This is a genomic window from Streptomyces sp. GL_141 (genome assembly GCF_057834385.1).
Genome location: NZ_JBYQMI010000003.1, coordinates 105,762 through 128,357, shown reverse-complemented (window position 1 = coordinate 128,357; position 22,596 = coordinate 105,762). Strand labels below are relative to the sequence as shown.

Annotated in this window: 22 protein-coding genes; 11 read left to right on the top strand and 11 right to left on the bottom strand. The window is 70.6% G+C overall.

Annotation, left to right across the window (positions count from 1 at the left end):
* Window positions 1–2,103 precede the first annotated feature (2,103 nt).
* Both AC3IX6_RS40410 and AC3IX6_RS40405 read left to right on the top strand, forming a co-directional pair.
* A complete protein-coding gene (locus AC3IX6_RS40410) occupies window positions 2,104–2,742 on the top strand; it encodes a helix-turn-helix domain-containing protein (RefSeq protein WP_239516702.1) in 639 nt (212 codons plus the stop codon).
* The gene (locus tag AC3IX6_RS40405) at window positions 2,739–3,212 is read left to right on the top strand and encodes a MarR family transcriptional regulator (RefSeq protein WP_250744360.1); all 474 of its coding nucleotides are present in this window, start codon (window positions 2,739–2,741) and stop codon (window positions 3,210–3,212) included. The genes AC3IX6_RS40410 and AC3IX6_RS40405 overlap by 4 nt, the downstream gene beginning before the upstream one ends.
* 249 nt (window positions 3,213–3,461) lie before the next feature.
* Here AC3IX6_RS40405 and tpg read toward each other — a convergent pair whose 3' ends face one another.
* From tpg to AC3IX6_RS40380, 5 genes are all read right to left on the bottom strand, one after another.
* A complete protein-coding gene (gene tpg / locus AC3IX6_RS40400) occupies window positions 3,462–4,016 on the bottom strand; it encodes a telomere-protecting terminal protein Tpg (RefSeq protein WP_489371951.1) in 555 nt (184 codons plus the stop codon).
* Between the two features lie 9 nt (window positions 4,017–4,025).
* Window positions 4,026–6,353, bottom strand: coding sequence for a telomere-associated protein Tap (gene tap, locus AC3IX6_RS40395; protein WP_489371949.1), 2,328 nt, complete (start codon window positions 6,351–6,353; stop codon window positions 4,026–4,028).
* Between the two features lie 138 nt (window positions 6,354–6,491).
* The gene (locus AC3IX6_RS40390; RefSeq protein ID WP_489371947.1) at window positions 6,492–7,391 is read right to left on the bottom strand and encodes a ParB/RepB/Spo0J family partition protein; all 900 of its coding nucleotides are present in this window, start codon (window positions 7,389–7,391) and stop codon (window positions 6,492–6,494) included.
* A complete protein-coding gene (locus tag AC3IX6_RS40385; RefSeq protein WP_489371945.1) occupies window positions 7,388–8,668 on the bottom strand; it encodes a ParA family protein in 1,281 nt (426 codons plus the stop codon). Before AC3IX6_RS40385 ends, AC3IX6_RS40390 begins: the two co-directional genes overlap by 4 nt.
* A 199-nt stretch (window positions 8,669–8,867) precedes the next feature.
* On the bottom strand, window positions 8,868–9,542 hold the full coding sequence (locus tag AC3IX6_RS40380; RefSeq protein ID WP_489371943.1) for a ScbR family autoregulator-binding transcription factor: 675 nt from the start codon (window positions 9,540–9,542) through the stop codon (window positions 8,868–8,870).
* Window positions 9,543–9,801: 259 nt separating this feature from the next.
* On the opposite strand from AC3IX6_RS40380, the gene AC3IX6_RS40375 reads away from it, so the two are divergent.
* From AC3IX6_RS40375 to AC3IX6_RS40355, 5 genes are all read left to right on the top strand, one after another.
* On the top strand, window positions 9,802–10,551 hold the full coding sequence (locus AC3IX6_RS40375; protein ID WP_489371942.1) for a TetR/AcrR family transcriptional regulator: 750 nt from the start codon (window positions 9,802–9,804) through the stop codon (window positions 10,549–10,551).
* A gap of 359 nt (window positions 10,552–10,910) precedes the next feature.
* Window positions 10,911–12,080, top strand: a complete 1,170-nt coding sequence (locus AC3IX6_RS40370; protein WP_489371940.1) for an epoxide hydrolase family protein — start codon at window positions 10,911–10,913, stop codon at window positions 12,078–12,080.
* Window positions 12,081–12,170: 90 nt separating this feature from the next.
* Complete coding sequence (locus AC3IX6_RS40365; RefSeq protein ID WP_489371938.1) at window positions 12,171–13,091, top strand: NAD-dependent epimerase/dehydratase family protein; 921 nt, start codon at window positions 12,171–12,173, stop codon at window positions 13,089–13,091.
* A 6-nt stretch (window positions 13,092–13,097) separates the two neighbouring features.
* Window positions 13,098–14,081 (top strand): RNA polymerase sigma factor SigJ, encoded by a 984-nt coding sequence (sigJ, locus tag AC3IX6_RS40360; protein ID WP_489371937.1) that lies wholly within the window; start codon window positions 13,098–13,100, stop codon window positions 14,079–14,081.
* 42 nt (window positions 14,082–14,123) lie between these two features.
* Complete coding sequence (locus tag AC3IX6_RS40355; RefSeq protein ID WP_489371935.1) at window positions 14,124–14,630, top strand: DinB family protein; 507 nt, start codon at window positions 14,124–14,126, stop codon at window positions 14,628–14,630.
* A 43-nt stretch (window positions 14,631–14,673) separates the two neighbouring features.
* Here the strand turns inward: AC3IX6_RS40355 and AC3IX6_RS40350 are convergent, their stop codons facing one another.
* The 3 genes from AC3IX6_RS40350 to AC3IX6_RS40340 form a co-directional block, all read right to left on the bottom strand.
* A complete protein-coding gene (locus AC3IX6_RS40350; protein WP_489371934.1) occupies window positions 14,674–15,225 on the bottom strand; it encodes a flavoprotein in 552 nt (183 codons plus the stop codon).
* A 190-nt stretch (window positions 15,226–15,415) separates the two neighbouring features.
* Window positions 15,416–15,655: a hypothetical protein gene (locus tag AC3IX6_RS40345; RefSeq protein WP_489371933.1), complete on the bottom strand. Its 240-nt coding sequence runs from the start codon at window positions 15,653–15,655 to the stop codon at window positions 15,416–15,418.
* Window positions 15,652–16,539, bottom strand: a complete 888-nt coding sequence (locus tag AC3IX6_RS40340; protein ID WP_489371932.1) for an alpha/beta fold hydrolase — start codon at window positions 16,537–16,539, stop codon at window positions 15,652–15,654. Before AC3IX6_RS40340 ends, AC3IX6_RS40345 begins: the two co-directional genes overlap by 4 nt.
* A gap of 134 nt (window positions 16,540–16,673) precedes the next feature.
* Between AC3IX6_RS40340 and AC3IX6_RS40335 the strand changes: the two genes are divergently transcribed.
* The 3 genes from AC3IX6_RS40335 (at window position 16,674) to AC3IX6_RS40325 (ending at window position 18,821) form a co-directional block, all read left to right on the top strand.
* The gene (locus tag AC3IX6_RS40335; protein ID WP_489371931.1) at window positions 16,674–16,877 is read left to right on the top strand and encodes a DUF4287 domain-containing protein; all 204 of its coding nucleotides are present in this window, start codon (window positions 16,674–16,676) and stop codon (window positions 16,875–16,877) included.
* A 105-nt stretch (window positions 16,878–16,982) separates the two neighbouring features.
* Window positions 16,983–17,825: an NmrA family NAD(P)-binding protein gene (locus AC3IX6_RS40330; protein ID WP_489371930.1), complete on the top strand. Its 843-nt coding sequence runs from the start codon at window positions 16,983–16,985 to the stop codon at window positions 17,823–17,825.
* 54 nt (window positions 17,826–17,879) lie between these two features.
* A complete protein-coding gene (locus AC3IX6_RS40325) occupies window positions 17,880–18,821 on the top strand; it encodes an AraC family transcriptional regulator (protein ID WP_489371929.1) in 942 nt (313 codons plus the stop codon).
* Here the strand turns inward: AC3IX6_RS40325 and AC3IX6_RS40320 are convergent.
* Window positions 18,818–20,560 (bottom strand): hypothetical protein, encoded by a 1,743-nt coding sequence (locus AC3IX6_RS40320; protein WP_489371928.1) that lies wholly within the window; start codon window positions 20,558–20,560, stop codon window positions 18,818–18,820. The two genes, AC3IX6_RS40325 and AC3IX6_RS40320, sit on opposite strands and share 4 nt — an antisense overlap.
* A gap of 77 nt (window positions 20,561–20,637) precedes the next feature.
* Window positions 20,638–21,123, bottom strand: a complete 486-nt coding sequence (locus tag AC3IX6_RS40315) for a GNAT family N-acetyltransferase (RefSeq protein WP_489371927.1) — start codon at window positions 21,121–21,123, stop codon at window positions 20,638–20,640.
* 225 nt (window positions 21,124–21,348) lie between these two features.
* Here AC3IX6_RS40315 and AC3IX6_RS40310 point away from each other — a divergent pair, with 225 nt between their 5' ends.
* Window positions 21,349–21,918, top strand: coding sequence for an anthrone oxygenase family protein (locus AC3IX6_RS40310; protein ID WP_489371926.1), 570 nt, complete (start codon window positions 21,349–21,351; stop codon window positions 21,916–21,918).
* A 4-nt stretch (window positions 21,919–21,922) separates the two neighbouring features.
* On the opposite strand, the gene AC3IX6_RS40305 is transcribed toward AC3IX6_RS40310, so the two are convergent.
* Entirely contained in the window at window positions 21,923–22,414 is a 492-nt protein-coding gene (locus AC3IX6_RS40305) for an anthrone oxygenase family protein (RefSeq protein WP_489371925.1), read from the bottom strand.
* Window positions 22,415–22,596 lie beyond the last annotated feature (182 nt).

The following is a 22,596-nucleotide window of genomic DNA, read 5'->3' as shown; positions in this document are numbered from 1 at the left end:
GGAGCGGGTACCCAGGCGCTGCGCGCCTGGGACGGAAGCGCCTCGCTGCGCTCGGCGAGGGCCGCTTCGCGGCCAGGGCCCCCTCCTTCGGAGGGGGTCTCCCTCCGCTTCGCTTCGGGATGGGGGCCGTTGGCCCCCTATGGGTACCCAGGCGCTGCGCGCCTGGGATTGAAACGCCTCGCTGTGCTCGGCGAGGCCCGCTTCGCGGGCCAGGGCCGCCTCCTTCGGAGGGGATGCCTTTGCTTCGCTCAGGCATAGGGGCCAACGGTCCCTATGGGTTCCCAAGCGCTGCGCGCTTGGGACTGAAGCCCCTCGCTGCGCTCGGGGGCTGCTTTGCAGCCAGAATCTCCTCCTTCGGAGGAGATGTCTCTCTGCTTCGCTCCGGGATAGGGGCCGTTGGCCCCGACGGGTACCCGAGTGCTGGGTGCTCGGCGAGGGCTGCTTTGCAGCCCAAAGGGCCCTTCTTGGAAGGGGGGATCCCTCCGCTTCGCTTTGGAATGGGGGGTTGACAGTCCCCATTGGTACTCGGGCGCTGCGCGCCTGAGACTGAAGCGGAGTATTGCGCTAGCCGAGGAACGCTCAGTGGCCTAGGGCCTCCTCCTTCAGAGGAGGTACGCCGGCGCGAAGCGCAGGTGGGGGCTAGTGGCCCCTATGAGTATCCAAGGGCTGTGGGCTTCGGACCGAGTCGCCTTATTACGCTGGGTAGGGCCCGTTCTGAGGCCTAAGGACCCTTCTACGGAGGGGGTATCTCTCAGCCTCGCTCCGGAATAAGAACCCTTGACTCTTACCGGTACCCAAGCGCTATGCGCTTGGGACGTAGCGCACCGCTTAGCAAGGCTCAATGGGGAGGTTTCGCAGCCCAAGACCTCCCTGAAGGAGATACTCCACCGCTTCGCTTCCGAGTAGAAACCATGCTGTGTTTGAGCGAGAACCTTCCGGGCCTGGCTTCTCAGGTTCTCCTTCACAAGCAAAAACTGTTCGGGGGCACCAGAAACTCGTCATCAGGTGAGACCTCTTTGCCTTGCTCCAAAGGCAAGACCGGAGAATCGACCAGAAGGGACCTGCCGGCACATAACTCCCGCCGGCATGCAGGATTGCCCCGCAACTCCCCTGAAGCGAGAGATGCGCCGGCTCTGGCATGAGCACCATTGAACCCCATCAGCACCCAAGAACCGCGGGCCGCCTCACAACCCAAAACCTTGCGCTTCGGCAGAGGAACTCCCCGGTCGTGTTGGGTCTGAGCTCAGGGTTGTGCTGGGGCTGGGTTTTGAATCGGCCATTCGTGTTTTTTGGGGGTTTAGCAGTGTCCGTGGGGTGAGGGTCAGGCCTTCGCAGGGGTGAAGGTTGGGGATGTGGGGTGGTTGGTCGTGGGGTTGGGGTGGGCGGGTTGTGACCTGGGGTTTTGGGGGTGGTGTTAACGGCGTTAATGGGGGTGGGGGTGGGGGGTGTTAACGGCGTTAAGGGTTTTTTTGAAGGGGGTGATTCAAAATGGAGGGTGGATAGAGATGGGAATCAGTCAGATTCTGCGGGGTTGTGGCTGGGGAGTGGGGGCTTCCGGTGGAGGGCTTGGGGTGTGGGAGGGGGGGTGTTTCTTGGGCGGGTGTGGGGTCTTGGGTGCTGTTTGAGATGGGGCTGAAAGCTTGGGCGGGAGCGGCCACCGGCCTATAGAAGGTACGGAGATGCGTCGTCGCAGGTCAGAGGGGGTACGGGGGAAAAGATATGTCCCCTCAGGAGGGACATATCTCGGTGGTTGTGTCGCTGCTAGGGGGACACAACGACTGCAAAATGTCAGTGGGGCTGACGTAAAATGCGCTAAAACGTCAGGGGTGCTGACGTATGGGGGGAGATCTGCCGGCTAACTGGTGGTGAGGCGGGTGAGGTTGGGCGGGGAGGGTTGGGAGGGGGGTCCGGGGAGGGTGTGGCTGAGATATGTCACCTGTGAGGGGACACAAGACACGCCGAACGTCAACGAGCGTGACACTTGTGTCACCCTTGTTGACATACTGATCTCCGCAGATCAACGGAGTGGAGAGCAGCCTCGTGTCATCAGAGCCACAGCGCCGCCGGGGCAATCCGGTAGGGACCCCGCGTCCCGATCTGCCGGTGGACGACGCGATCTCCGCGTGGAGTCAGCCCCTGGCTCCGGTCAAGGATCTGGACAGCCTCGCGAAGCGGTACCCGACGCGGAAGCTGACCTTGGACGGCGAGCGCAAGCCGCTGGAGTTCTACGGGACCGAGAATCAGCCGAATGCGTTCTCGATGGACAGCCTCGAGTTCTTCCTCGTCATCGCCCAGTACTTCCGCGAAGCGCTGCCCCTGCGGCTGATCCTGCTGCTCATCGCCTGCCAGCGGGCGGGGGGGCGGATTCCACTTACCCAGGAGGAGATGGCTACCATCCTGGATGTCAGCCGGACGAAGACGTCGGAAGCTCTGCACACGGTGATGTCTCATGGGATCGTCTTCAAGGTGCGGCGGGGTGTGTATCAGTTCAACCCGCCCTACAGTTACCGGGTAGCGGAGTTCATCCCGGGTACCGAGATGACGGGTGAGTTCGTGAAGGTGGAGCAGCACGGGACCATCTCGCAGATTCGTAGCGATACGAGCCTGCCGGACTTGGTGCGCTTCCCCTCGCTGGACCACATGAGGCAGGCCATCGCGGAACTGCGGGCCGAACGGGCAAGAGAGCGCGCTGCGCGTCGGGTGAGCCGGACGAAGCGCACGGGAGAAGGGACGGCTCAGTGAGCACCTTGCGATTCGCTGCGGTCAACGCCGACGGGCTGCTCTCCGACCTTGACCTGCCGCCGGCGGCGTACCGGGTACTGCTCAAGCTGCGTTCGCTCAGCGAGCCGGGCGGTCGGATCCTCATCGACCAGGCGACGGTCGGCGGGATGCTCGACCTGAGCCGGCCGAGTGTGAACGCCGCGCTGCGGAGCCTGGAGTTGGCGAAGTTGGTCAGGAAGATCCGGAACGGGGTCTACCAGATCAACCCGATGCTCGCCGGGTACACCTCGTTCGAAGATGCGGTCGCGGCCGTGAACGAGATGGACGCGGAGGAGCGGCTGGACGCTCGGGGCTATGTGGCCAGCTACCACCGGGCGGTGGCGGCGTATCAGGACCAGCTCGCCGAGCAGCGTAAGAAGCGGGCGGCTCAGGCCGTCGCGAAGAAGGCGGCTGAGTCTAAGCGGCGTCGGGCGCTGCACGCGGTTGGCTGAGTGGGTGGTGTTTGTGTTTGTAGGGCTTCTGAGGGGTGCTCAGGGGTCTTTGGGGGCCCCGGAGTAGTCCGGGGCCCTTTGTGGTGTGCGGGGGGCTTAGGGGGGCGTGGGGGCCTCCGGGGAGTCGCAGCCTCCGGAGGCCCCCACAGCCTTCGGAGGAGTGACAGCCTTCGGAGGCTGTGGGCGTGCCTCTTCGGAACGTTTTGCCAACCGTCGGGTCCGGGTTCGGTCTGGCCCGCCGGCGGTCTTTCAGAAGTTGAGCTCCACGTAGTCGATGTCGGTGAACTCGACTAGGAGGCCCTGGGCGCGGGCGCCGTTGTCCTTGAAGTAGATCTCCTGGAGGCCTTCGGCGGTGATGCCGCGGAGCTGGGCTTCGGTGGCTCCGGCCTCGTAGGCGCTGAAGAGGCGGGAGGCGTACTCCGGGGGGAGGTGCTGGGTGATGCGGCGCATCCGGCCGTCGTCGGTGGTGCCGGGGGCGGCGCTGAAGCCGAAGCGGGCGCGGGTCTCGATGACCAGGCCGGTCTGCTTCGCCGCCTTGTCGCGGGCGCGCTTGCGGACGAGAGGCTGCCAGCGGCGGCGTACCTCGCGCTCCAGACGGGCCGAGAGGGCTGGTTTGGGCTGCTTGATCTGGTCCTTTACGTAGCGCTCCACCGTGCGCCGGGAGATGGCCAGGAGGTCCGCTACGGCCTTTGTTGATTTGAGCTGCTTTACGAGGTAACGGATCTGGGCGCCCGCTGATTTGGGGATGGGGCGGGTGAAGTTCTGTTCGTCGGCGCGGTCGAGGCTGTCGCTGATCTCGGACATGGGTGGCTCTTACTCTCCGTCGGCCGCGGCGTCGTGGCCCTTGATGTGCCGGGCGGGGTTGTGGCGTTCGTCGAGTAGTTGAACGGCCCAGAGGAGGGGTTGGGTGCCCTCGTGCTTGACCATGCCGGGGCTGACGCCGAGGCGGAAGCCGCCGGGCAGGGGCTTGCCCTCGGGGGTGCGGGGGAGGAAGTCGAGGGGGCTCGGGCCGTCGGAGAGGTAGACCGCGCAGTCGGAGAGGACGGCGATGGGGTAGAGGTCTGCCGCTGTTGCGAGCTTCTGCATCTTGCGGTGCATGTTGACGCGGGCCGTGGAGATGACGGCGGCGCGGATGTCGGGGCGCCAGGTGGGGCGTTCGAGGGCGGGCCAGCTCTCGCCGGGGCGGTAGCCGGCGCCCTGCGGGCGTTCGCGGAGCTTGCCGATGCCGCCCTTGACGGTGGACTTGATCGCGGAGAGGACCGCGGTCTGGGGGAGGACGTGGGCGGGGTTGCTCTTGTACTCCGTCATTGCCTGGAGGAAGGCGGAGTCCGTGAGGGACGTGTGGACGCCGAGTTCGGCCATCGTCGCCATGTAGGCGTCGCGCAGGCGGGTGTACCAGGCGTCGAGGTACGGGCCGTGTTCCGGGCGGAGCCAGGCCTCGGTGGGCCGGACGGTGAGGCCGAGCTCCTGGGCGTAGGCGAGCGTCGGAGTGGCGTACCAGGCGGGGCCGGTGGGCGGGAGGCCGTGCGGGGTGAAGGGGCTGGGGAGGCGGGGGTCCAGGGCGGAGGCCTCGGCGGAGAGGTCGGCGAGCCAGCAGCCGGGGAGCTTCGGGTCGAAGCGGGGGCCGTCGGTGTGGACGGCGGGGCCGGTGCCGACGAGGAGGCGGTTGGCCGCCGCGGCGAAGGCCATGTTCACGTCGATGCCGACGGCGTGGGTACGGGTGCATTCGGCGTCGGTGAGGAGCTGGGGATCGCGGATCCAGTCGTACGCCTCCTCGTCGAGGACCTGGTCCGGGGTGCGCTGGTGGGAGCGGGGGTAGAGGGCCGCGACGACCGGGTGCTCGTCGGGGGCCTCCGGGGGAGCGGGGTCGACGGGGCGGGTGAGGGAACCGGGGACCGGGGCGGAGACCCAGGTGTTCGTGGACTCGTCGCGGGCCGCGCGGGTGGGCGGGCGCAGGGCGGTCATCAACTCCAGGCCGGATACGGCTGTGGATCCGCGGGGGGTGAGCACGCGGGTCGCGTAGGAGGTGAGGAGGTCGGCGAGTTCCGGTGCGGGGAGGTGAGAGGTTTCCTCGCCCCAGGCGCGGGGGTCCAGGGCACCCCAGGGGAGGATCGCGAACTGGACGCACTGGCGGCCCGTGGTGGGGGTGGCGGGGCGGTAGATGCGGGGCCACGGGCCGAAGCCGCGGCGGGTCAGCTGCCACTTTGATTTGGTGAGCTGCTTGATGACCGGGTGGTCGTCGGGGAGCCGGAGGCCGCGGCGGTCTTCGAGGACGAGGGGGAGTCCGAGTGCCTCGGTGGCGGCGGGGGTGAGGACGAGGAGGGGGTCGCCGTCCTTGCCGTTGCGGTGGAGGCGGGGGGAGCGGAGGCCGGCGGCGGGGGTGAGGGCCCATTCGATGAGGGCGGGGAGGGTGGTGGTGGGGGGCGTGAGGACTGCGCCGTGGGCGGCGTGGGCCTTTCCTGCGCCGTCCAGTACGGCTAGGGGGCCGTTGCCCTCCGGGTGGGGTGGGGTGGGGGATTTGGCTGCGCCTGTGTGGGGGGTGGTTGTTGCCGTTGCCCTTGCCGGCTGGAGCTGGGTCTGGGGAGTGTGGGGCGCGGGGTGCGGGTGGGTGGGGGGTGTGGTGGGGCCCTGCGGGGCTGTTCCGCTACCCGCCCCTTCCCGGAACTGGGGCTCCACCCCAGGCCCCGGTTGCGGGGGTGTGGCCTCGGGGCCGGCGTTAACGGCGTTAACGGGTGCGGCGCCGCTGGGGGTGGGGCCGGTGCCTGCGGCGCGGACCGGGGGGGCCGCGGGCTCTGCTGTGGCGACCTGCCCTGGGGTGGGCTGTGCAGCCGCCTGCGGTGTGGCGGGGTGTGGGGTGTTAACGGCGTTAATGCCGTGGAGGTCTGCCAGGCCGTTGAGGAGGCGGGCGTAGGCGGCGCGCTTGGGGGGGCGGGGGGCCGTGCGGCCCGTTTCCCAGGAGGTGACCGTTTCGCGGCGGACGGCCAGGGCTTGGGCGATCTGGTCCTGGCTCAGGCCCGCGGCCTCGCGGAGGCGCTTGCGCTCGTCCGGGTGCGGGAGGGCGTCCTGTGCCGCGGCCTCTTCCAGCAGGGCATCGACCGCGGCGAAGAGCGTGGTCTGTTCGTTTTCGTGCGCGTTGGGCATGGGCACCTCCAGGCGCAGCTTATGCGAACCGCACCATGGAACGCACGTGAAACACACGTGGGGGCGGTGGTGGTCCGGCCGTCGGGCCAACGCCCCCCTTCGTGTCGGGTGGGGTGGGTGAGTGAGTGGTGGGGTGGGTTAGATGCGGGTTAGGAGGAGTTCCGTTACTGCCTTTAGGTCGTCCGGGGTGAGGTGGGCGGTGAGGGCGTCCGCGATCGTGTCCGGGGAGTCCGCCGTGATGGTGATGCGGCGGGGGGACGTGGCGGGGGACAGGTCGGGCTCCGGGGTGGGGGCCGGGGCCGGGGTCGGGCGGGTGCGTTGGCGCGGGGGGTTAACGGCGTTAACGGCTTCGTCCGCCGCGGACGCCTGGTCCTCCTGGGGGAGGCGGCCGATGCGGCGGGCCGGTTCCACCTTGAGTTCGCCGGTCTCCACCTTGTCCTGGAGTTCCGGGGTGAGGTTCAGGAGGGTCAGGCGCTGGGAGACCCAGGCCGGCGTCTTGCCGAGGCGCTTGGCGACCTGGGCCTGGGATCCGTGGACCTCGACGAGTTGCTGCAGGGCGCGGGCCTGGTCCATGGGCGCCACGTCGACGCGGTGGACGTTGGCGATGAGCGCCGACTCCAGGATGTCCGCCGCCGAGGAGGCTAGGGAGTCGTTGACGTGGATCTGCATGGTGCGCAGGCCGGCGCGCTGGGCCGCCGCCAGGCGGCGGTTGCCGTCGATGACCACGTACGGGGCGCGGCCCAGGCCGTCGGTGTTCCCGGGGTGTGCCTCCATGAAGGCCATGCGGGTGGCGACCGCCAGGGGCTGCAGCTGACCCCGGGTCGTCAGGGACGCGGCCAGTTCGTGGAGTTCGGTGAGGTCCTCGCGGAGGTTGAACGGGTTGTGGGCGAGGGCCTCGATCGGCACCTCCGAGGGCGGGACCACACCGGAGGTGGGGGCGCCGGTGGCCTCGGCGATGGCCGTGCGGCGGGAGCTGACGCCGACGGGCTGGGCGCGGGCGAAGGAGCTCGAGACTCCGAGTTTGTCGGCCTTGCTCATGAGATCTCCCTTGCGAGGGCGCGCAGGGCGACCGCCTGCTCGCCCTTGGGTGCGTAGACGAACAGCGGCTGCTTCACGCGGACGGCTTCGCGCTGTTCCTTGAGGTCGGGGACGATGGCGACCACGCGCGGATCCTTTATGTCCATCCATGCTTGGAGGGAAGAGGTCGCGATGTAGCCGCGGCGGCCGTCGTAGAGGTTGACGACGAGACCGAGGTAGTCGATGTCCAGGCTGAGGTCGTCGCGGAGGTCGTTGATCTGGGAGGTCAGGAGGTCGTACGCGTCCGCCGAGGAGTCCTCCGCCTGAACCACGATCAGCGCGCCGGAGGCGCCCGGCTGTTCGGCGTCGCGGCGGCGGCCGTAGTAGATGGCGGCGTCCATGCTGAGGCCGAGGCTCGGCGGGCAGTCGATCAGGATGACGTCGTAGTCGGCCTCGACGGGGGCGAGGGCCCGTTCCAGCGCTGCCTCGCGGGCGCGGACCGTGGACAGGCGGACGTCGAGGAGGAACGCGTCCGTACAGGCCGGGAGGATGTGCAGGCGGTCGCCGAAGTGCTCGTCCGGGATGGGGACGATCAGGTCGGCGAGGGGACCCTTGGCCTCGCCCGCCATGTGGCAGGTCAGGCTGTCGCCGCCGATGGGCAGCGGCTGCCGGCCGAGCTGCTTGGTGAGGTGGCCCTGGGGGTCGAAGTCGACGAGCAGGACGCGCATGCCGAGGCCGGGCAGGTCTTCGAGGTCGACCGGCGGGGCGGATGCGGCGGATGCGAGGGCCTCCGGGCTCGTCTGGTCGCCGTCCTCGGCGGCCGAGAGACGGGCCAGTTGGCGGGCCACGCGGACCGGGTGGAGGGTGTCGGGGTCCTCCGCGAGGGCCTCGGCGGTGCCGGCGGTGATGGCGGTCTTGCCGACGCCGCCCTTCTGGTTGCACACCACGATGCGCCGAACGACCGAGGGCCGCTTCACGGTGGGGGCCGGGTTCGTCTCCAGCCAGAGGGAGACGGCCTGGGCGAGTCCCTGGATGAGGGAGACGCCGCGGTCCTTGGAGCCCGTACGGAAGGACTCCCACTGGCCGGCGGGCAGCCAGGTGGAGAAGGACTCGGCGCCGGAGGTGTCGACGGGGGAGGGGGAGGAGGCGAGCGCGCTCCAGAGGGCGATGCCCTGGTGGACGGCGTCCTGGATGTCCACCCGCAGCTGGGCGGTGCGGATCTTGAGCTCCTGGCGCAGCCACGGAGGGAGTTTGGAGACGACCTTCTCACGGTCGCTCGGAGACGAGGGCGAAGTCATGCGAGGGACTTTACTAACGTTCAAGGGTGTTCGTGGGCGCCACGCTTGAGTTTTGCTAACGAAGTGGTGTGGATCGGCCGGGAATCGCCTGCCGGACGGCGGCGGGGGCGGGATGTTGGGACAGGGCGGCCTCGCACACGCCGTAGTGAGCACCCCCGTGGTTCACCACGGCGTGTGCGAGGCCGCCCTGGACGCGTCGTCAGCCGGTCGTGGACGGTGCGGAGTCCGGGGCCGACAGTCCCAGTTCGGACCGGCACTCGGGCGAGCCGGCCGGGTCGAAGCGGGAGATGCGCTCCGCGGGCACGATCCCCGGGAGCATGAAGTTCCACAGGTCGACGACCCGGGCGTGCAGGTCCTCGCGGTGGGTGCGTACGTGCGAGGTCACCTGGATGCCGGTGAACGCGCCGATGAGCAGGGTCGATGCGTTGTAGGTGTCGACCGACGGCAGGACGTCGCCGCGCTCCTGTGCCGGCGCGAGGATGCTGTGGCAGGTGTCGATCCAGGTGTTGTACGGGCTCGGGTCCGGGTCGGTGAAGGAGCCGAACTCGATGACCAGACGGATCCCGGCACGGATGCGGACGTTGGAGCGGAGCTCGAACGCCATCCGGTGGGTCAGGTCGATGGCGGTCTGGATGCCCGGCTCCACGATGGCGGGCAGACCCTCGGAGACCTGGAACTGCTCGTCCATCAAGGTCTGGGCGAGGGCTTCCTTGGACGAGAAGTGGAAGTAGAGGGCGCCCTTGGTGACGCCGGCGTGCCCGACCACGTCGGTGAGGCTGGTGCCGTGGAAGCCGGTCCGGTCGAAGGCGATGGCCGCGCCGTCGAGGATCGCCTGCCGGGTGATCTCGGCTCGTTCCTGTCTGGCCCTCGCCATGCGGGTTCTCCCTGGGGTTGCGGTGGTTGGGCGGAACCGGGGTGGTGATCACCTGGTTCGGCCGGGATCAATCTAGGCAGATGCGCGTGAAGAAAACCAGTCGGCCAGTACTTTTTTGTCGAAGTGGATCATTAACGGCGTTAACGCGGTGGGTGGGTGGGTGGTGGGTGGGGTGTCGTTAATGCCGGGAAGGGCGTTAACGCCGTTAACGTGTACGGTAGACGCAGTTTTAATGGCGCGTGACGTGCGAGGGGATCCGATGACGGACGCGGACGAGCAGTGGGGCGCGGCCGTTCGGCTGCTCTGGGGGCCGCCGGTGAAGCCCGCGCGCGGGCCCAAGAGGGGGCTCACGCTGGAGGGGATCGCCGGCGCGGGGGTCGTCATCGCGGACGCCGAGGGGCTGGCCGGCGTATCGATGCAGGGAGTGGCCGGGCGGCTGGCCGTCACGAAGATGGCGTTGTACCGGTACGTGCCGGGCAAGGCGGAGCTGGTCTCGCTGATGGTGGAAGCCGCGATGCCCGACCCCGCGGTCCTGGACGGCCGTCCGGTGGGGGACGGCTGGCGTGAGCGGCTGGAGGTGTGGGCGCGGGAGCTGCTCGCCGGATTCCGGGCGCATCCGTGGCTGTTGGATGCGACGGTCGGGGCGCGGGTGATGGGGCCGGTCGAGGTCGGGTGGATGGAGCGGGCACTCGCCGCGCTCGACGGGTGCGGGCTGACGGGGGCCGAGTCGATCGACGCGGTGGTGCTGGTGTCGGGGCACGTACGCGGGATCGCGGAGCAGGAGCGTGCGATGGCGGGCGGGGCCGCGGGGGAGGGGCCGGACGCGCAGCTGACGTCGGTGCTCGGGGAGGTGATGCGGGTGCACGGGGAGAAGTACCCGGCGCTCGGGGCCGCGCTGGCCTCCGTGGCGGAGGCCGGTGGGCAGGACCAGGCGCTGGACTTCGGGTTGGAGCGGATCCTCGACGGGCTCGGGCTGTTGGTGGCGGAGCGGGTGGGTGGGCGGGGTTAGGCATTAACGGCGTTAACGCCGGGGGCGTGATGTGGGTCTTCGTGGGCCGGGTCGTGGGGTGCGCGCGGGGACGAGGGCGGGGCGGAGGCATTAACGGCGTTAACGGCGGAGGGTGCGGGCTCGGTGGTGTTGGCCGTGCGGGCATTAACGGCGTTAACGCTGAAGCGGCTGGGGCTTGGTGGTGAGGGCGCGGATTAACGGCGTTAACGGTGAGCGGGCTCGCGGTGGTGGTGCGGTCGGCGTTAACGGCGTTAATGCTCGGCGGTGTGGGGCCTGGTGGTGGGGTGGGCGTTAACGGCGTTAACGGTGCGGGCTCCGGGGGGTTGGTGTGGCCGGTCGTGGGTGGAAGGTGCGAGGGCATGGGTGACGTGGGGCAGTGGGCGGAGCCGTTCCGGTTGGATGTGGCGCAGTCCGAGTTGGACGATCTGGGGCGTCGGCTGGAGCTGGCGCGGTGGCCCGACGAGTTGCCGGGGGCGGGCCGGGCGTACGGGATGCCGCTCGGGGAGCTCCGTGAGCTCGCGGAGTACTGGCGTACCGGCTACGACTGGCGGGCCGCCGAAGCGCGGTTGAACGAATGGCCGCAGTACACCACCGTCATCGACGGGGCGCGGGTGCACTTCGCGCACCTGCGGTCGCCCGAGCCGGACGCGACACCGCTGCTCATGACCCACGGCTGGCCGGGGTCGTTCGTGGAGTTCCAGAAGGTCGCCGGGGCGTTGACGGATCCGCGGGCGCACGGAGGGGATCCGGGTGATGCCTTTCATCTGGTCCTGCCGCACATTCCTGGCTTCGCGCTGTCCGGGCCGACCACCGAACGGGGGTGGGAGTTCAAGCGGGTGGCGCGGGCCTTCGGAACGCTGATGGAGGGGCTCGGGTACGAGGAGTACGGGGTCCAGGGCGGCGACTGGGGCGCCGCCGTCTCGCGGGAGCTGGGGCGGATCCGGCCCGGGAACGTGCGCGGGGTGCACCTGAACCTGCTCCCGGGCGGCGGTGCCACCGCCGAGCCCCGGCCGGAGGAACTGGCCCCGCTGAGCCCGGCCGAGCGGGAGCGCACGCTCGCCTCCTGGGAGCGGTACCGGGTCTGGGCGCGCGAGCGGCAGGGCTACGCCGACATCCAGGCGACCCGGCCGCAGACGCTCGCGTACGGGCTGAACGACTCGCCGGTCGGGCTGCTCGCCTGGATCGGCGAGAAGTTCGCGGAGTGGGCGGACCCGAGCTGCCCCGTGGATCGCGATCAGATGCTGACCAACGTGACGCTGTACTGGCTGACCGGGACCGCGGGCTCCGCCGCCCGCATCTACTACGAGCGTGCCCACGCCGACTACCAGGGCGCGGCGCCCGAGGTGTCGAGCACCCCGACCGCGCTCGCCGACTTCCCCCGGGACAACTTCGTACCGCTGCGGCACATCGCCGCGCGGACCGACCGCATCGTGCGCTGGACCTCGTACGAGAAGGGCGGGCACTTTCCCGCGATGGAGGTTCCGGAGCTGCTGGTGGGCGACGTCCGGGCCTTCTTCCGCTCCCTGTGACCCGGGTCGCCTCTCTGTCGTGTCACGTTCCGGGGCTCCCATCTGTCCCATGGATGACGGAGCGAAGAGCGAGCGACGAGGGAGACGGCCATGAAGGTTCTGCTGGCGGGTGCGAGCGGGGTTCTGGGACAGCGGGCGGTACGGGCCCTGCGCGCGGCCGGGCACGAGGTCGCCGGTCTCGGCCGGGGCGCCGGGATGGAGGTCCGGGCCGACCTGCTCGACCGTGAGGGCCTGCTGCGCGCCGTGGACGGGCTCGGCTTCGACGTGGTGGTGCACGCGGCCACGGCGCTGTCGGGGAAGACCATGGCCCGGCACCAGGACATGGCGGGGACGAACGCGCTGCGCACCGAGGGCACCGTCAACCTGCTGGCCGCCGCGCGGGAGACCGGGGCGCGGCGGTTCGTCGCGGAGTCGATGATGTTCGGCTACGGGTACGGGGACCACGGCGGGGCCGTGCTCGGCGAGGACGACGGCTTCGGGCCGCAGGGGGCGAACGTCTGGCTGGAGCGGCACGTGGGCGCGATGCGGACCAAGGAGGAACTGGCCTTCACCGCCGACGGGATCGAGGGGGTAAGCCTGCGCTTCGGGCTGTTCTACGGGGCCGGTGTCACGGACGTCCACGTGGTGCCGATGCTGCGCAAGCGGGCCCTGCCCGTGGTGGCGGCCAAGGGGCGGGCGCTGAGCTGGGTCGACGTGGCCGACGCCGCGAACGCCGTGGTCGCCGGCGTGGAGTCGGGGCGGCCCGGGGAGGCGTACAACATCGCCGACGACGAGCCGCTGGGCTGGGACGCGCACATGCGGGCGGTGGCCGCGGCGTTCCGGGCGCCCGCGCCGATGACCGTACCGCGGTGGGTGCTGAAGCCGGCCCCGCTCGCGCACACCATCATGGGGACGGATCTGCGGCTGTCGAACGCCAAGGCGCGGCGCGAGCTGGGCTGGGCGCCGACCCACGCGAGCAGCGCGGCCGGGGCGGGTGCGCTTGCGGAGGCCGCGGGGGCGGCGGCAGCATGATCGTTCGTGACCCCTGCTGAGACCCTCCCGGGAGCCCCTTCCGACGCCCTCGGTCCCTTCACCGCCCATCGCCGGCTGCTGTTCGACGTCGCCTACCGGATGCTCGGCAGCGTCGTCGACGCCGAGGACGTCCTCCAGGACGCGTGGCTGAGCTGGGACCGCGCGGACCGGACGGCGGTCCTCAACCCGCGGGCCTACCTGGTGCGCACGGTCACCAACCTGTCGTTGAACCGGCTCACCTCGGCCCGTGCCACCCGTGAGACCTACATCGGGCCGTGGCTGCCCGAGCCGCTCCTGACCGAGTCGGTGCCGACCGTGCCGCTGCCGACCGTGCCCGATGGCGCGGAGGAGGTCGAGATGGCCGAGGCGGTATCGACCGCGATGCTGGTGGTGCTGGAGAGCCTGAGCCCGCTGGAGCGTGCCGTGTTCGTGCTGCGGGAGGTGTTCGGGTACACGTACGCGGAGATCGCCGGGGTGCTCGGCCGCACGGAGGCGACCGTACGGCAGACCGGGCACCGGGCACGGGCCCACGTACAGGCCCGGCGGCCGCGGTTCGCCACCGAGCCGGGGCAGCGCGGCGAGGTGACCCGGCGGTTCCTGGCCGCGTGCGCGGGCGGGGACCTGAACGCGGTGATGGAGCTGCTCGCCCCCGAGGTGACGGCCTGGTCGGACGGCGGCGGCAAGGTGACGGCGGCGCGACGGCCGCTGTACGGGGCCGACCACGTGGCGCGCTGGCTGCTGGGGATGCTGGCCAAGCCCTCGCTGCAGGCGGTGACCCTGGAGTCCGCGCGGGTCAACGGGGAGGAGTCGGTGGTGTTCGTGCACGGGGGCGTCGCGCGTGCGGCGCTGACCTATGACCTGGACGCGGTGGACGGGCGGGTCGTGAACCTGCGGCTGCAGGTGAATCCGGAGAAGGTGGCCGGGCTGGCGGGTTGGGGAGCGGAGGGGGCCGGGACGGGGGTGTCCGGTGCGGGCGTGTCCGGGATGTGAAATCGGCCTGCGGGGCTACCGCGGGACTGTGATCATCTTCCGATGATCGACGAACAGCGGACCCGGCCCGTACTGGTGGGCGACGAACGCGCCACCCTCACCAGCATCCTCCAGTGGCAGCGGGACACCCTGATGATGAAGTGCGCCGGGCTGTCGGACGAGCAGCTGCGGCGCAGGGCGGTGGCCCCGTCGGGGCTGAGCCTGCTCGGGCTGGTGCGGCACCTCGCGGAGGTCGAGCGCGGCTGGTTCCGCAATGTCGTCGGCGGCGAGGACGTGCGCGGGTACTTCGGGCGGAACGAGGCCGGGGAGTGGCGGGAGTTCCACGTGGACGACGCGGACGTCGCCGGCTCGTTCAAGGTCTGGGAGGACACCTGTGCGCGCTCGCGGGCGATCGTGGACGCGGCGGAGTCCCTGGACGCGACCGGTTCGTACGAGGGCCAGGAGTACTCCCTGCACTACGTACTGGCCCACATGATCGAGGAGTACGCCCGGCACAACGGGCACGCCGACCTGCTGCGCGAGGCGATCGACGGGACTACGGGGGAGTAGTGGCGGCCCGGGGGCTGGGGCCGGGGGCCGGCGCCCGGCCGGGCTAGACGGCGGATGCCGTGGTGCGGTCCACCTCGTCCAGGGCGGCCGCCCAGGGGAAGTGCGCCGGGGCGTCCGGGCCGGCCGGTCCGGGTACGAATCCGCCCTCGCCGAAGAGGACCTTGGCGCCGGCGCCGCGCAGGACGGCCAGGGACTGGTCGAACTGCGGGTGGGCGGCGAGGGCGGCGTTCGCGCAGGGCATGGTGACGACGGGGGTTCCCTTGCCGATGGCCTCGGCGGCGACTCCGACGACGAAACGGTCGGTCAGGCCGAGGGCCCAGGCGTTGACGGAGTTGAACGTGGCCGGGGCGAAGAGCAGGGCGTCGGCCGCCGGCCATACGTCGGGCTCGCCGGGCAGTTTGTACTGCCAGCGGACGGGGTGGCCGGTGAGCGCGGCGAGACCGTCGAGGCTGTTGGACAGCCAGTGGGCGGCGGTGGGGGTGAGGCCGAGGCAGACGTCCCAGCCCCGGGCCTGGGCGTCCTCGATGACATGGGCCACGTCGAAGACGGGCGGGGCGGCGGAGCAGAGCAGGTAGAGGGTCTTCGTCGTGGTCATACCGCAATGTGATCATATTGCTCGACCTGTGGTTGACCCAGGTCGCAGAGGTAGCGGTCGTCGCGGTGGCCGCAGTGGTTGGTCGTGGTGGTTGGCCGTCGTGGTTGCAGCCGAGGGGCCGGGCGTGACGAACCCCCGGGCCGGGGCCGGTCCGGGGGTCGGTGGTGCGGTGGTTCGGGGTGAGCGCGGGTCAGCCGTTGGAGACGGTCTGCCGGGCGCTGCCCGCGGTGAACGCGTCGAACGCGCCCGAGAAGTCGGTCAGGTCGTCGCCGGACCGGCCGGACACCAGGCCCGCGAAGTCCTGCTCGTCGGCTCCGACGGTGCTGGTGACGGAGTCGGCGAGCGGCGGCTCGGCGGCCATGGCGGGGGCGGCGACGGCGAGGGCCGCGGTACCGGCGATGAGGGCCGTGGTGACGATGCGCTTGATCATGTCCTGGTGAACGACGTGGTCGTACGGGGGTCACTACGGCCACCCGGTTGCCGGAACCCCGTCCGGAACTCCGTGAGGAATGCGGACAGCAGGGAGTGCACGACGGCGGGCCGGTCCAGGTGGACGTCGTGGCCGGAGCCGGGGACGGAGACCGCCGTCGTCACGCTGGACGGGCCGGCCGAGTCGAGCATCCGGACGGACTCCTCGGGCGGCACGATGCCCTTCTCCCCGATGACCAGCAGCGTGGGACACCGGACCGCTTGCCACTGCGGCCACCATGCGCGCGTTGTGTTCTCGGTGACGGCCTCGACCATCACGCTGCGCTCGAAGCGCGGGTACCAGCCGTCCGCGTGCTGCTCCAGGCCTGCTGCCCAGGCCTCGCCGTTCAGCCCCTGACCGGTGAGGAAGGTACGCGCCTCGGCGAGGCCGGGGAACGGGAGCGGCCAGGAGTCCAGCCAGCCGCCGATCTCCTCGGGGGTGCCCGGGTCGGCCCGGGCGGCGCCGGCCTCGATCAGCACGAGGCCCCGTACGAGGTCCGGGTGGGATGCGGCGGTGAGCATCGCGGTGTGGCCGCCGAGCGACTGGCCCACCAGCACAGGGCGGTGCACGCCGAGCTGTTCGCAGACGGCCCGCACGTCCGCGACGTACGCGGCGCGGGAGACGTCCGCGGGGCGGCGCTCGCTGGCTCCGTGACCGCGCTGGTCCACCGCCACCACACGGTGGTGCGGGGCCAGGTGTGCCGCGGCCGCGTCCCATTCGCCCGCGTGGCCCGCGAGGCCGTGGAGGAGGACGACGGGGGGCGTGGAGGAGGGGTGATGGGAGTTCCAGTCACGGCAGGCCAGCCGGACGCCGGCTCGGGTGACGGTGCGCTCGGTCCACATCATGCGGAGATCATCCGACATTTTCTCGGTGCGGCCGATGAGTTTTCGCGGGGGCCCCGGTCTACTTCTCGTACGTCGCACCGTGTGCGACAGATCGTGTGCAACGGATCGTGTGCGACAGAAAGAAGAGGACCGTCATGACCGAGCCGGTGAAGGGCCCCGCCAGCTACTTCCCTTCCATCGAGAAGAAGTACGGCCGTCCGATCGCGGAGTGGCAGGAGCTCATCCGTGCCTCGCCGCTGACCAAGCACATGGAGCTCGTCGGCTGGCTCAAGAGCGAGCACGGGGTCGGGCACGGGCACGCGAACGCGCTCGTGAAGCACACGCTCGACGAGCAGTAGCAGTAGCCGGAGGGTGGGCGTGGGTGGTGGACCGTGGACGCAGGCGTATGCGGTTGAGCTTCTCGGCGATGTTCCGTCTCAGTCCTGGGGCGTTGACTGGTTCCCATGACGAAGACAACGCAGCAGACGCAGAACGACACCGCCCTCCGCACGCTGGTCATCGGCGGCACCGGCAAGACGGGCCGGCGCGTGGCCGAGAAGCTCACCGCCCTGGGCCGTCCCGTCCGCATCGGGTCGCGCTCCGGTGAGCCGGCCTTCGACTGGAACGAGCCCGCGAGCTGGGGACCGGCCCTGGAGGGCGTGGACCGGGCGTACGTCACCTACTACCCCGACCTCGGCTTCCCCGGCGCCGCCGAGCACGTCGGAGCCTTCGCCCGGGTGGCCGTGGCCGCCGGGGTCCGCCGGCTCGTGCTGCTCTCGGGCCGCGGCGAGGAGGCGGCGCAGCGGAGCGAGGAGGCGCTGAAGGAGTCCGGGGCCGACTGGACGGTGGTGCGCGCCGCCTGGTTCAACCAGAACTTCGACGAGAGCTTCTTCCTGGAGCCGGTGCTCGCCGGTGAGATCGCCCTGCCGACGGCCGACGCCGTCGAGCCGTTCGTCGACACCGAGGACATCGCCGACGTGGTGGTGGCCGCGCTGACCGAGGACCGGCACATCGGCCGTACCTACGAGCTGTCCGGCCCGCGGCTGCTCAGCTTCGCCGACGTCGCGGCCGAGCTGTCGAAGGCGACCGGGCGCGAGATCGCGTACGTCCCGGTCTCGGACGAGGCCTACCGGGCGGTGCTGCGGGAGAACGGGCTGCCGGAGGAATTCGCGGAGCTGTTCACGCTGATCCTGGACGGGCGCAACGCGCACCTGGTGGACGGGGTCCAGGAAGTGCTGGGCCGCAAGCCGCGGGACTTCTCGGACTTCGCGCGGGAGGCGGCGGCCCGCGGCGTCTGGGACGTGTAGGGCATGGGCGGCCGGGGAGCGGATGGTTGGGGACCGGGTGGGGAGAATGGGCCGATGGATACGCTGACGGCTCTGCTCGAAGGCCCCAAGGCCACATCGGCCTTCCTCATCAAGTGCGTGTTCAATCCGCCCTGGTCGGTCCGGATCGAGGACCGGGCCCCGCTGTCGGTGATGACGACGGTGCACGGATCTGCCTGGCTGCTGCCCGACGGGGGCGAGCCGGTGCTCATCGGGCCGGGTGAGGCGGCCCTGGTGCGGGGACCGCTTCCGTACACCCTCGCCGACGCGAAGGACACGCCCCCGCAGATCAGGGTGGGTCCGGACCAGCGGTGCAGCAGGGTGAACGGCGGGGAGGACGTGTCGGACTCCATGGCCCTCGGAGTGCGGACCTGGGGCGCGGCGGAAGGCTCGGCGGTGCTGCTGAGCGGCACCTACCAGGACCCGGGCGAGATCGGCAGCCGCCTGCTCACCGCGCTTCCGCGGGTGCTGGTCGGCCCGGTGGACCCCACGCTGGTCGGGCTGCTGGGCGTGGAGATCTCCCGTACGGAGCCGGCCCAGGAACTCGTCCTGAACCGGATCCTGGACCTGCTGCTGATCGGCGTCGTACGCGGCTGGCTCGCGGAGCGCGGCGGCGCCGAGAACGACCCGGTCACCGGTCCGGCGCTGCGGCTCCTGCACGAGAACCCGGCCTTCGGCTGGACCGTGGAGTCGCTGGCCCGCAAAGTCGGCGTCTCGCGGGCCGCGTTGGCCCGCCGCTTCACCGAGCTGGTCGGCGAGCCCCCGATGTCCTATCTGACGGGCTGGCGGCTGGCCCTGGCGGCGGACCTGCTGCGCGACCCGTCCACGACGCTCGCCTCGGCCGCCCACCGGGTCGGCTACGGCTCGGCGTTCGCCCTCTCGACGGCCTTCAAGCGGGTACGGGGGGTCAGCCCGCGGGAGTACCGGGCGGGGACAGCGGCCGCGGCCGGCGCCCCCGCCGCGGGGTCGCCGGGTTAGAGGGTCGGGGCGGTGAAGCCCGTCACCTTCGGGTACGGGGTGGCCGTGCCCTTGCCGGGATGGACGGTGAAGACACCGGTGGGGGAGACCGACCAGATGTCGGGGATGCCGTCGCCGGTGAGGTCGCCGTCCGAGCCGATGCGGGGGGCGGTCGTGGTGGTGAGGGTGGCCAGGACCGGGGCGGCCTTCGGGTCCGTGAAGACGGAGGGGGCGTTGAGGGCGAAGGCGCGGATCTTGCCGTCGGCCTTGGAACGGGCCCACAGGGTCGGGAAGTCCGTGCCCTGGGCGCGGCCGGGGGTCAGGAGGTCGTAGCCGGCCCAGCGGGTGTCGTTCGGGGAGAGCAGGGTGGCGGTCTTGGAGACCATGCCTGCGGGTCCGGAACCCACGAGCCAGAGGCGGCCGTTCTCGACGAGGAGCAGGGAGGTCTTCGGCAGGGCGCCGCCGGCGAGGTTCGTGTCGCCCGTGGGGGATCCGACCGCCGCGATCGCGGTGACCTTCGTCCAGTCGGTGCCGAATCCGTTGGCGGAGCAGGGGATCGCCTTGGCCGCCGAGTTCAGGCAGGTGGTGGGCTTTTCGAGTGTCATCGGGCCGTCGTTGGTGAACTCGCCGACCCCGTTGTTGCGGAACACGTAGGCGTACAGGCCGCCGGGCGCGTGTGCGACGAGATCGTCGACCGTGCGGACGCCGAAGCCACCCCGGTGGCTGTACTGGACGGTCGCCCAGCTGCCGGTGCTACCGGGGGCCGCCATTCTGTGTGCGCCGGCGGTGCCGCGGGGGTCCGCGCCGGGCTTGCGGAGGTCGCCGGCCGCGTCGGGGAGCAGGACGTCCGGTTTGCCGTCCTGGTCGATGTCGCCGAAGACGCTCCTGGCGTTGGGGTCGGAGGGCACGTAGAAGGAGTAGTGGAGGGTCTGGGAGAGGTTGCCCGCGTTGTCCATCAACTCGAGGAAGAGGTAGTTGGAACCCCAGGTCGGCGGGCGGACCTTGATCTTCGCCGCGCCGTTCGTCAGGCGCACGACGTGCAGGTCGGTGGCCTCGTCGGAGCACTTCCAGCCCACGGACAGACTCTCGTTGACGCTCCAGCGGGCGCAGGCGATACCCGAGCCGGTGTCGGCGCCGGTCAGGGTGAAGGTGCCTTCCTGGCCCGGGTACTTCGTCGGCGTGATGCCGCTGCCGGAGGCGGGGAAGTCCTTGGAAGCGATACGGCCCGTCGGGGAGGTGTGGTCCACGCGGAAGTAGCACCACGGCGTGTACGGGCTGGTCAGCTTGGAGTCGCTGAGGCGGGCGCGCCAGCCGTACTGCTTGCCGTGTGTCAGGTCCCGGCCGATGTACGCCCGGTGGTCGGAGGCGCCGATGCCGCTGCCGGGGTAGGTGGTGCGCTTGCCTCCGTACGAGGTGTCCCACAGCTGGAAGCTCGGGGTCAGCTCACGGCCCGCCGGGGACTTGCCGGTCACGGTGAAGGTGACCTCGCCGTTGCCGACCCAGCCCGGGCCGTCGCCGCTCAGGCTGGTGTCGCAGGGGGAGTAGCGGTCCGTGCCGTGGAAGCCGGGTGTGGGGCCGGTGCGGGGCGCCGAGACCCTCGGGGTGGGATCCGGGGTGGCCGCGGAGGCCGCGGAGGCGGCGGGGGTGGCGAGCAGGCCGGCGCCGAGTGCCAGTGCGGCTGCCGCGGTACTCGCGAGGAGGCGCAGGCGGGGTCTGCGGCGCTGTCCCGGGTGCGGGCGTGGCTGTGCTGTGGGCTTCATGCGGGCGGTTCCCCCCAGGGAAATTGATGATTCGCAATCTGTAAGTTGTCAGAAGAATGACCAGACCGCACGGGCCATTACAGGTTTGCGAGTTCCAGAACGGCCACGGTTTCGCCGTCGCTGTCTTCGCCCGTCGGGCGGAAGCCGAGGGAGAGGTAGAAGGGTTCGGGGGTGCCGGGGCCCGGGTGCCACGTGACGTAGGCGTGGGAGGCGCCCCGGCGGCGGAGTTCGGCGGCGACCGCCGTGACCGCGAAGCGGCCGTAGCCCTTGGACTGGTGGGCGGCCGAGATGTTCAGGCGCCAGAGGCCGGAGCGGATGTCCCGGGGGTCCTCGGCCGGGTTCCAGGCAATGTCGAGGAAGGCCATCACGAAGCCGACGACCTCGCCACCGTCGACGATCGCCCGGGGCCAGGCCGTCTCCCCGTGGGCGTAGGCCTCGGCCAGCGACTTCACGACCGGGGAGACGAGGTGCTCCTGGTCGGGGCGGACCGACAGCGCGCAGACGGCGGCGAAGTTGTCGGGGGTGACCGGGGCGAGGTGGAGGGAGGTGGCGGGTGTGCTCATTCGCGCAGCCTACGTGTGCGCTACATGTGAGTTGGAGGGGGGCTGGGGGGGCTGGAGGTGTGCTGCAGGGGTTGTGGGGGCTCTGGGGGCTCTGGGGGCTGTGGGGCTGTGGGGCGCCGAAGGTTCGCTGGCCGGATGGCGACGGTGATGGCACGATCAACAGCCGTCGGGGGCGGTGGGATCCTCCCGGGTTCGGATTTCGACGCACATACGGGGGTACAGCTGATGGGATCCACCGGAACCAGACTCTCCACCGCGCTGCTCGTCCTGTCGACCGTCCTGGTCGGCCTGATGGCGGGGCTGTTCTTCACCTTCGACGTCTCGGTGATGCCGGGACTGGCGAAGACCGACGACCGTACGTACGTCACGGCGATGCAGAGCTTCAACGCCGTCATCGACGGCAACCCGCTCTTCGGGACGGTCTTCGTCGTCGCGCTGCTCGCGGCCTTCGCCGCGGCGTTCGTCGAGGCGCGCGCCGGGCGCCGCGCGGTCGCGCTGTGGGCCGCGGTGGCCGCGGCGGCGTACCTCGTCGTGCTCGTCGTCACCTTCGCGGTCAACATCCCGCTCAACAACGAACTCGCCGACGCGGGTGACGCCGCGAAGCTCACCGACTTCTCGGTCGTCGAGAAGTTCAAGGGCACCTGGGAGACGGCCAACATCGTGCGCACCCTGCTCTGCGCGGCGGCGCTGACCGCCCTGGCGCGGGCGCTCGTACTGTACGGGCGGGCGACGGGCGCGACGGGTGCGAGGGGAACAAGGGGAACAAGGGGAGCATCGACGGCGATGAAGGGCTGACGGCCTAGGCGGCCGCCGCCAGGAGGGCCCAGGACTGGCAGGCCAGGGCGGCCGTGCACAGGGCGGTACGCCAGCGGTTGGCGGGTACCCACTTCTTCTCGAACGCCGCGCGCACGGCGGCCGGATCCGCGATCCGCTCGGCGGGGCCGGCCGCTTCCAGGGCGTTGTTGAGGGGGATGTTCACCCGGCCGGTGACCACGACGGCGAGCACGTAGAAGACGAGCGCGCCCGCCAGCGCGGGCAACGGCGCGTGCTCGTCGGCGGGCAGGTGCAGGGCCAGCGCGAGGCCGGTGAACAGGAGCGCGCCCAGGAACGCCAGCATGAACCAGCCGTTGATGATGGAAGTGTTCACGCGCTGCATCACGGAGATGAGGGTCCGGTCGTCGGAGCGCTTCAGCGCCGGCATCACCGAGACGTCGAAGGCGAAGAAGAGGCCCGCCATGAGGCCTGTCGTGAGCGTCGCGGCGACGAGGGCGGCGACCCGTGCGATGTCCATATGGCCTGTCTATGTCCTGTCCCGTGGTTCTGTCCATGGTGGAGCGCGGGTCGAGTCATCCATGGTGGAGTGGGCGCCGATGAGAGCAGGCCGGAAAGGCTCGTGGCCGTGGTCGGCAGGAGGGGCACCCTCCGGCTGGGGACTGTGTTCGGATAAAGATTTCCGCCATGCGGAATTCTGGT

Coding starts and splice junctions, on each gene's coding strand:
- AC3IX6_RS40370 (WP_489371940.1), top strand. CDS start 10,911: ATGGGTGACGTGGGGCAGTGGGCGGAGCCGTTCCGGTTGGATGTGGCG.
- AC3IX6_RS40375 (WP_489371942.1), top strand. CDS start 9,802: ATGACGGACGCGGACGAGCAGTGGGGCGCGGCCGTTCGGCTGCTCTGG.
- AC3IX6_RS40355 (WP_489371935.1), top strand. CDS start 14,124: ATGATCGACGAACAGCGGACCCGGCCCGTACTGGTGGGCGACGAACGC.
- AC3IX6_RS40310 (WP_489371926.1), top strand. CDS start 21,349: ATGGGATCCACCGGAACCAGACTCTCCACCGCGCTGCTCGTCCTGTCG.
- AC3IX6_RS40350 (WP_489371934.1), bottom strand. CDS start 15,225: ATGACCACGACGAAGACCCTCTACCTGCTCTGCTCCGCCGCCCCGCCC.
- AC3IX6_RS40380 (WP_489371943.1), bottom strand. CDS start 9,542: ATGGCGAGGGCCAGACAGGAACGAGCCGAGATCACCCGGCAGGCGATC.
- AC3IX6_RS40315 (WP_489371927.1), bottom strand. CDS start 21,123: ATGAGCACACCCGCCACCTCCCTCCACCTCGCCCCGGTCACCCCCGAC.
- AC3IX6_RS40335 (WP_489371931.1), top strand. CDS start 16,674: ATGACCGAGCCGGTGAAGGGCCCCGCCAGCTACTTCCCTTCCATCGAG.
- AC3IX6_RS40330 (WP_489371930.1), top strand. CDS start 16,983: ATGACGAAGACAACGCAGCAGACGCAGAACGACACCGCCCTCCGCACG.
- AC3IX6_RS40365 (WP_489371938.1), top strand. CDS start 12,171: ATGAAGGTTCTGCTGGCGGGTGCGAGCGGGGTTCTGGGACAGCGGGCG.
- AC3IX6_RS40340 (WP_489371932.1), bottom strand. CDS start 16,539: ATGATGTGGACCGAGCGCACCGTCACCCGAGCCGGCGTCCGGCTGGCC.
- AC3IX6_RS40345 (WP_489371933.1), bottom strand. CDS start 15,655: ATGATCAAGCGCATCGTCACCACGGCCCTCATCGCCGGTACCGCGGCC.
- AC3IX6_RS40390 (WP_489371947.1), bottom strand. CDS start 7,391: ATGAGCAAGGCCGACAAACTCGGAGTCTCGAGCTCCTTCGCCCGCGCC.
- AC3IX6_RS40305 (WP_489371925.1), bottom strand. CDS start 22,414: ATGGACATCGCACGGGTCGCCGCCCTCGTCGCCGCGACGCTCACGACA.
- tap (WP_489371949.1), bottom strand. CDS start 6,353: ATGCCCAACGCGCACGAAAACGAACAGACCACGCTCTTCGCCGCGGTC.
- AC3IX6_RS40385 (WP_489371945.1), bottom strand. CDS start 8,668: ATGACTTCGCCCTCGTCTCCGAGCGACCGTGAGAAGGTCGTCTCCAAA.
- AC3IX6_RS40320 (WP_489371928.1), bottom strand. CDS start 20,560: ATGAAGCCCACAGCACAGCCACGCCCGCACCCGGGACAGCGCCGCAGA.
- AC3IX6_RS40325 (WP_489371929.1), top strand. CDS start 17,880: ATGGATACGCTGACGGCTCTGCTCGAAGGCCCCAAGGCCACATCGGCC.
- tpg (WP_489371951.1), bottom strand. CDS start 4,016: ATGTCCGAGATCAGCGACAGCCTCGACCGCGCCGACGAACAGAACTTC.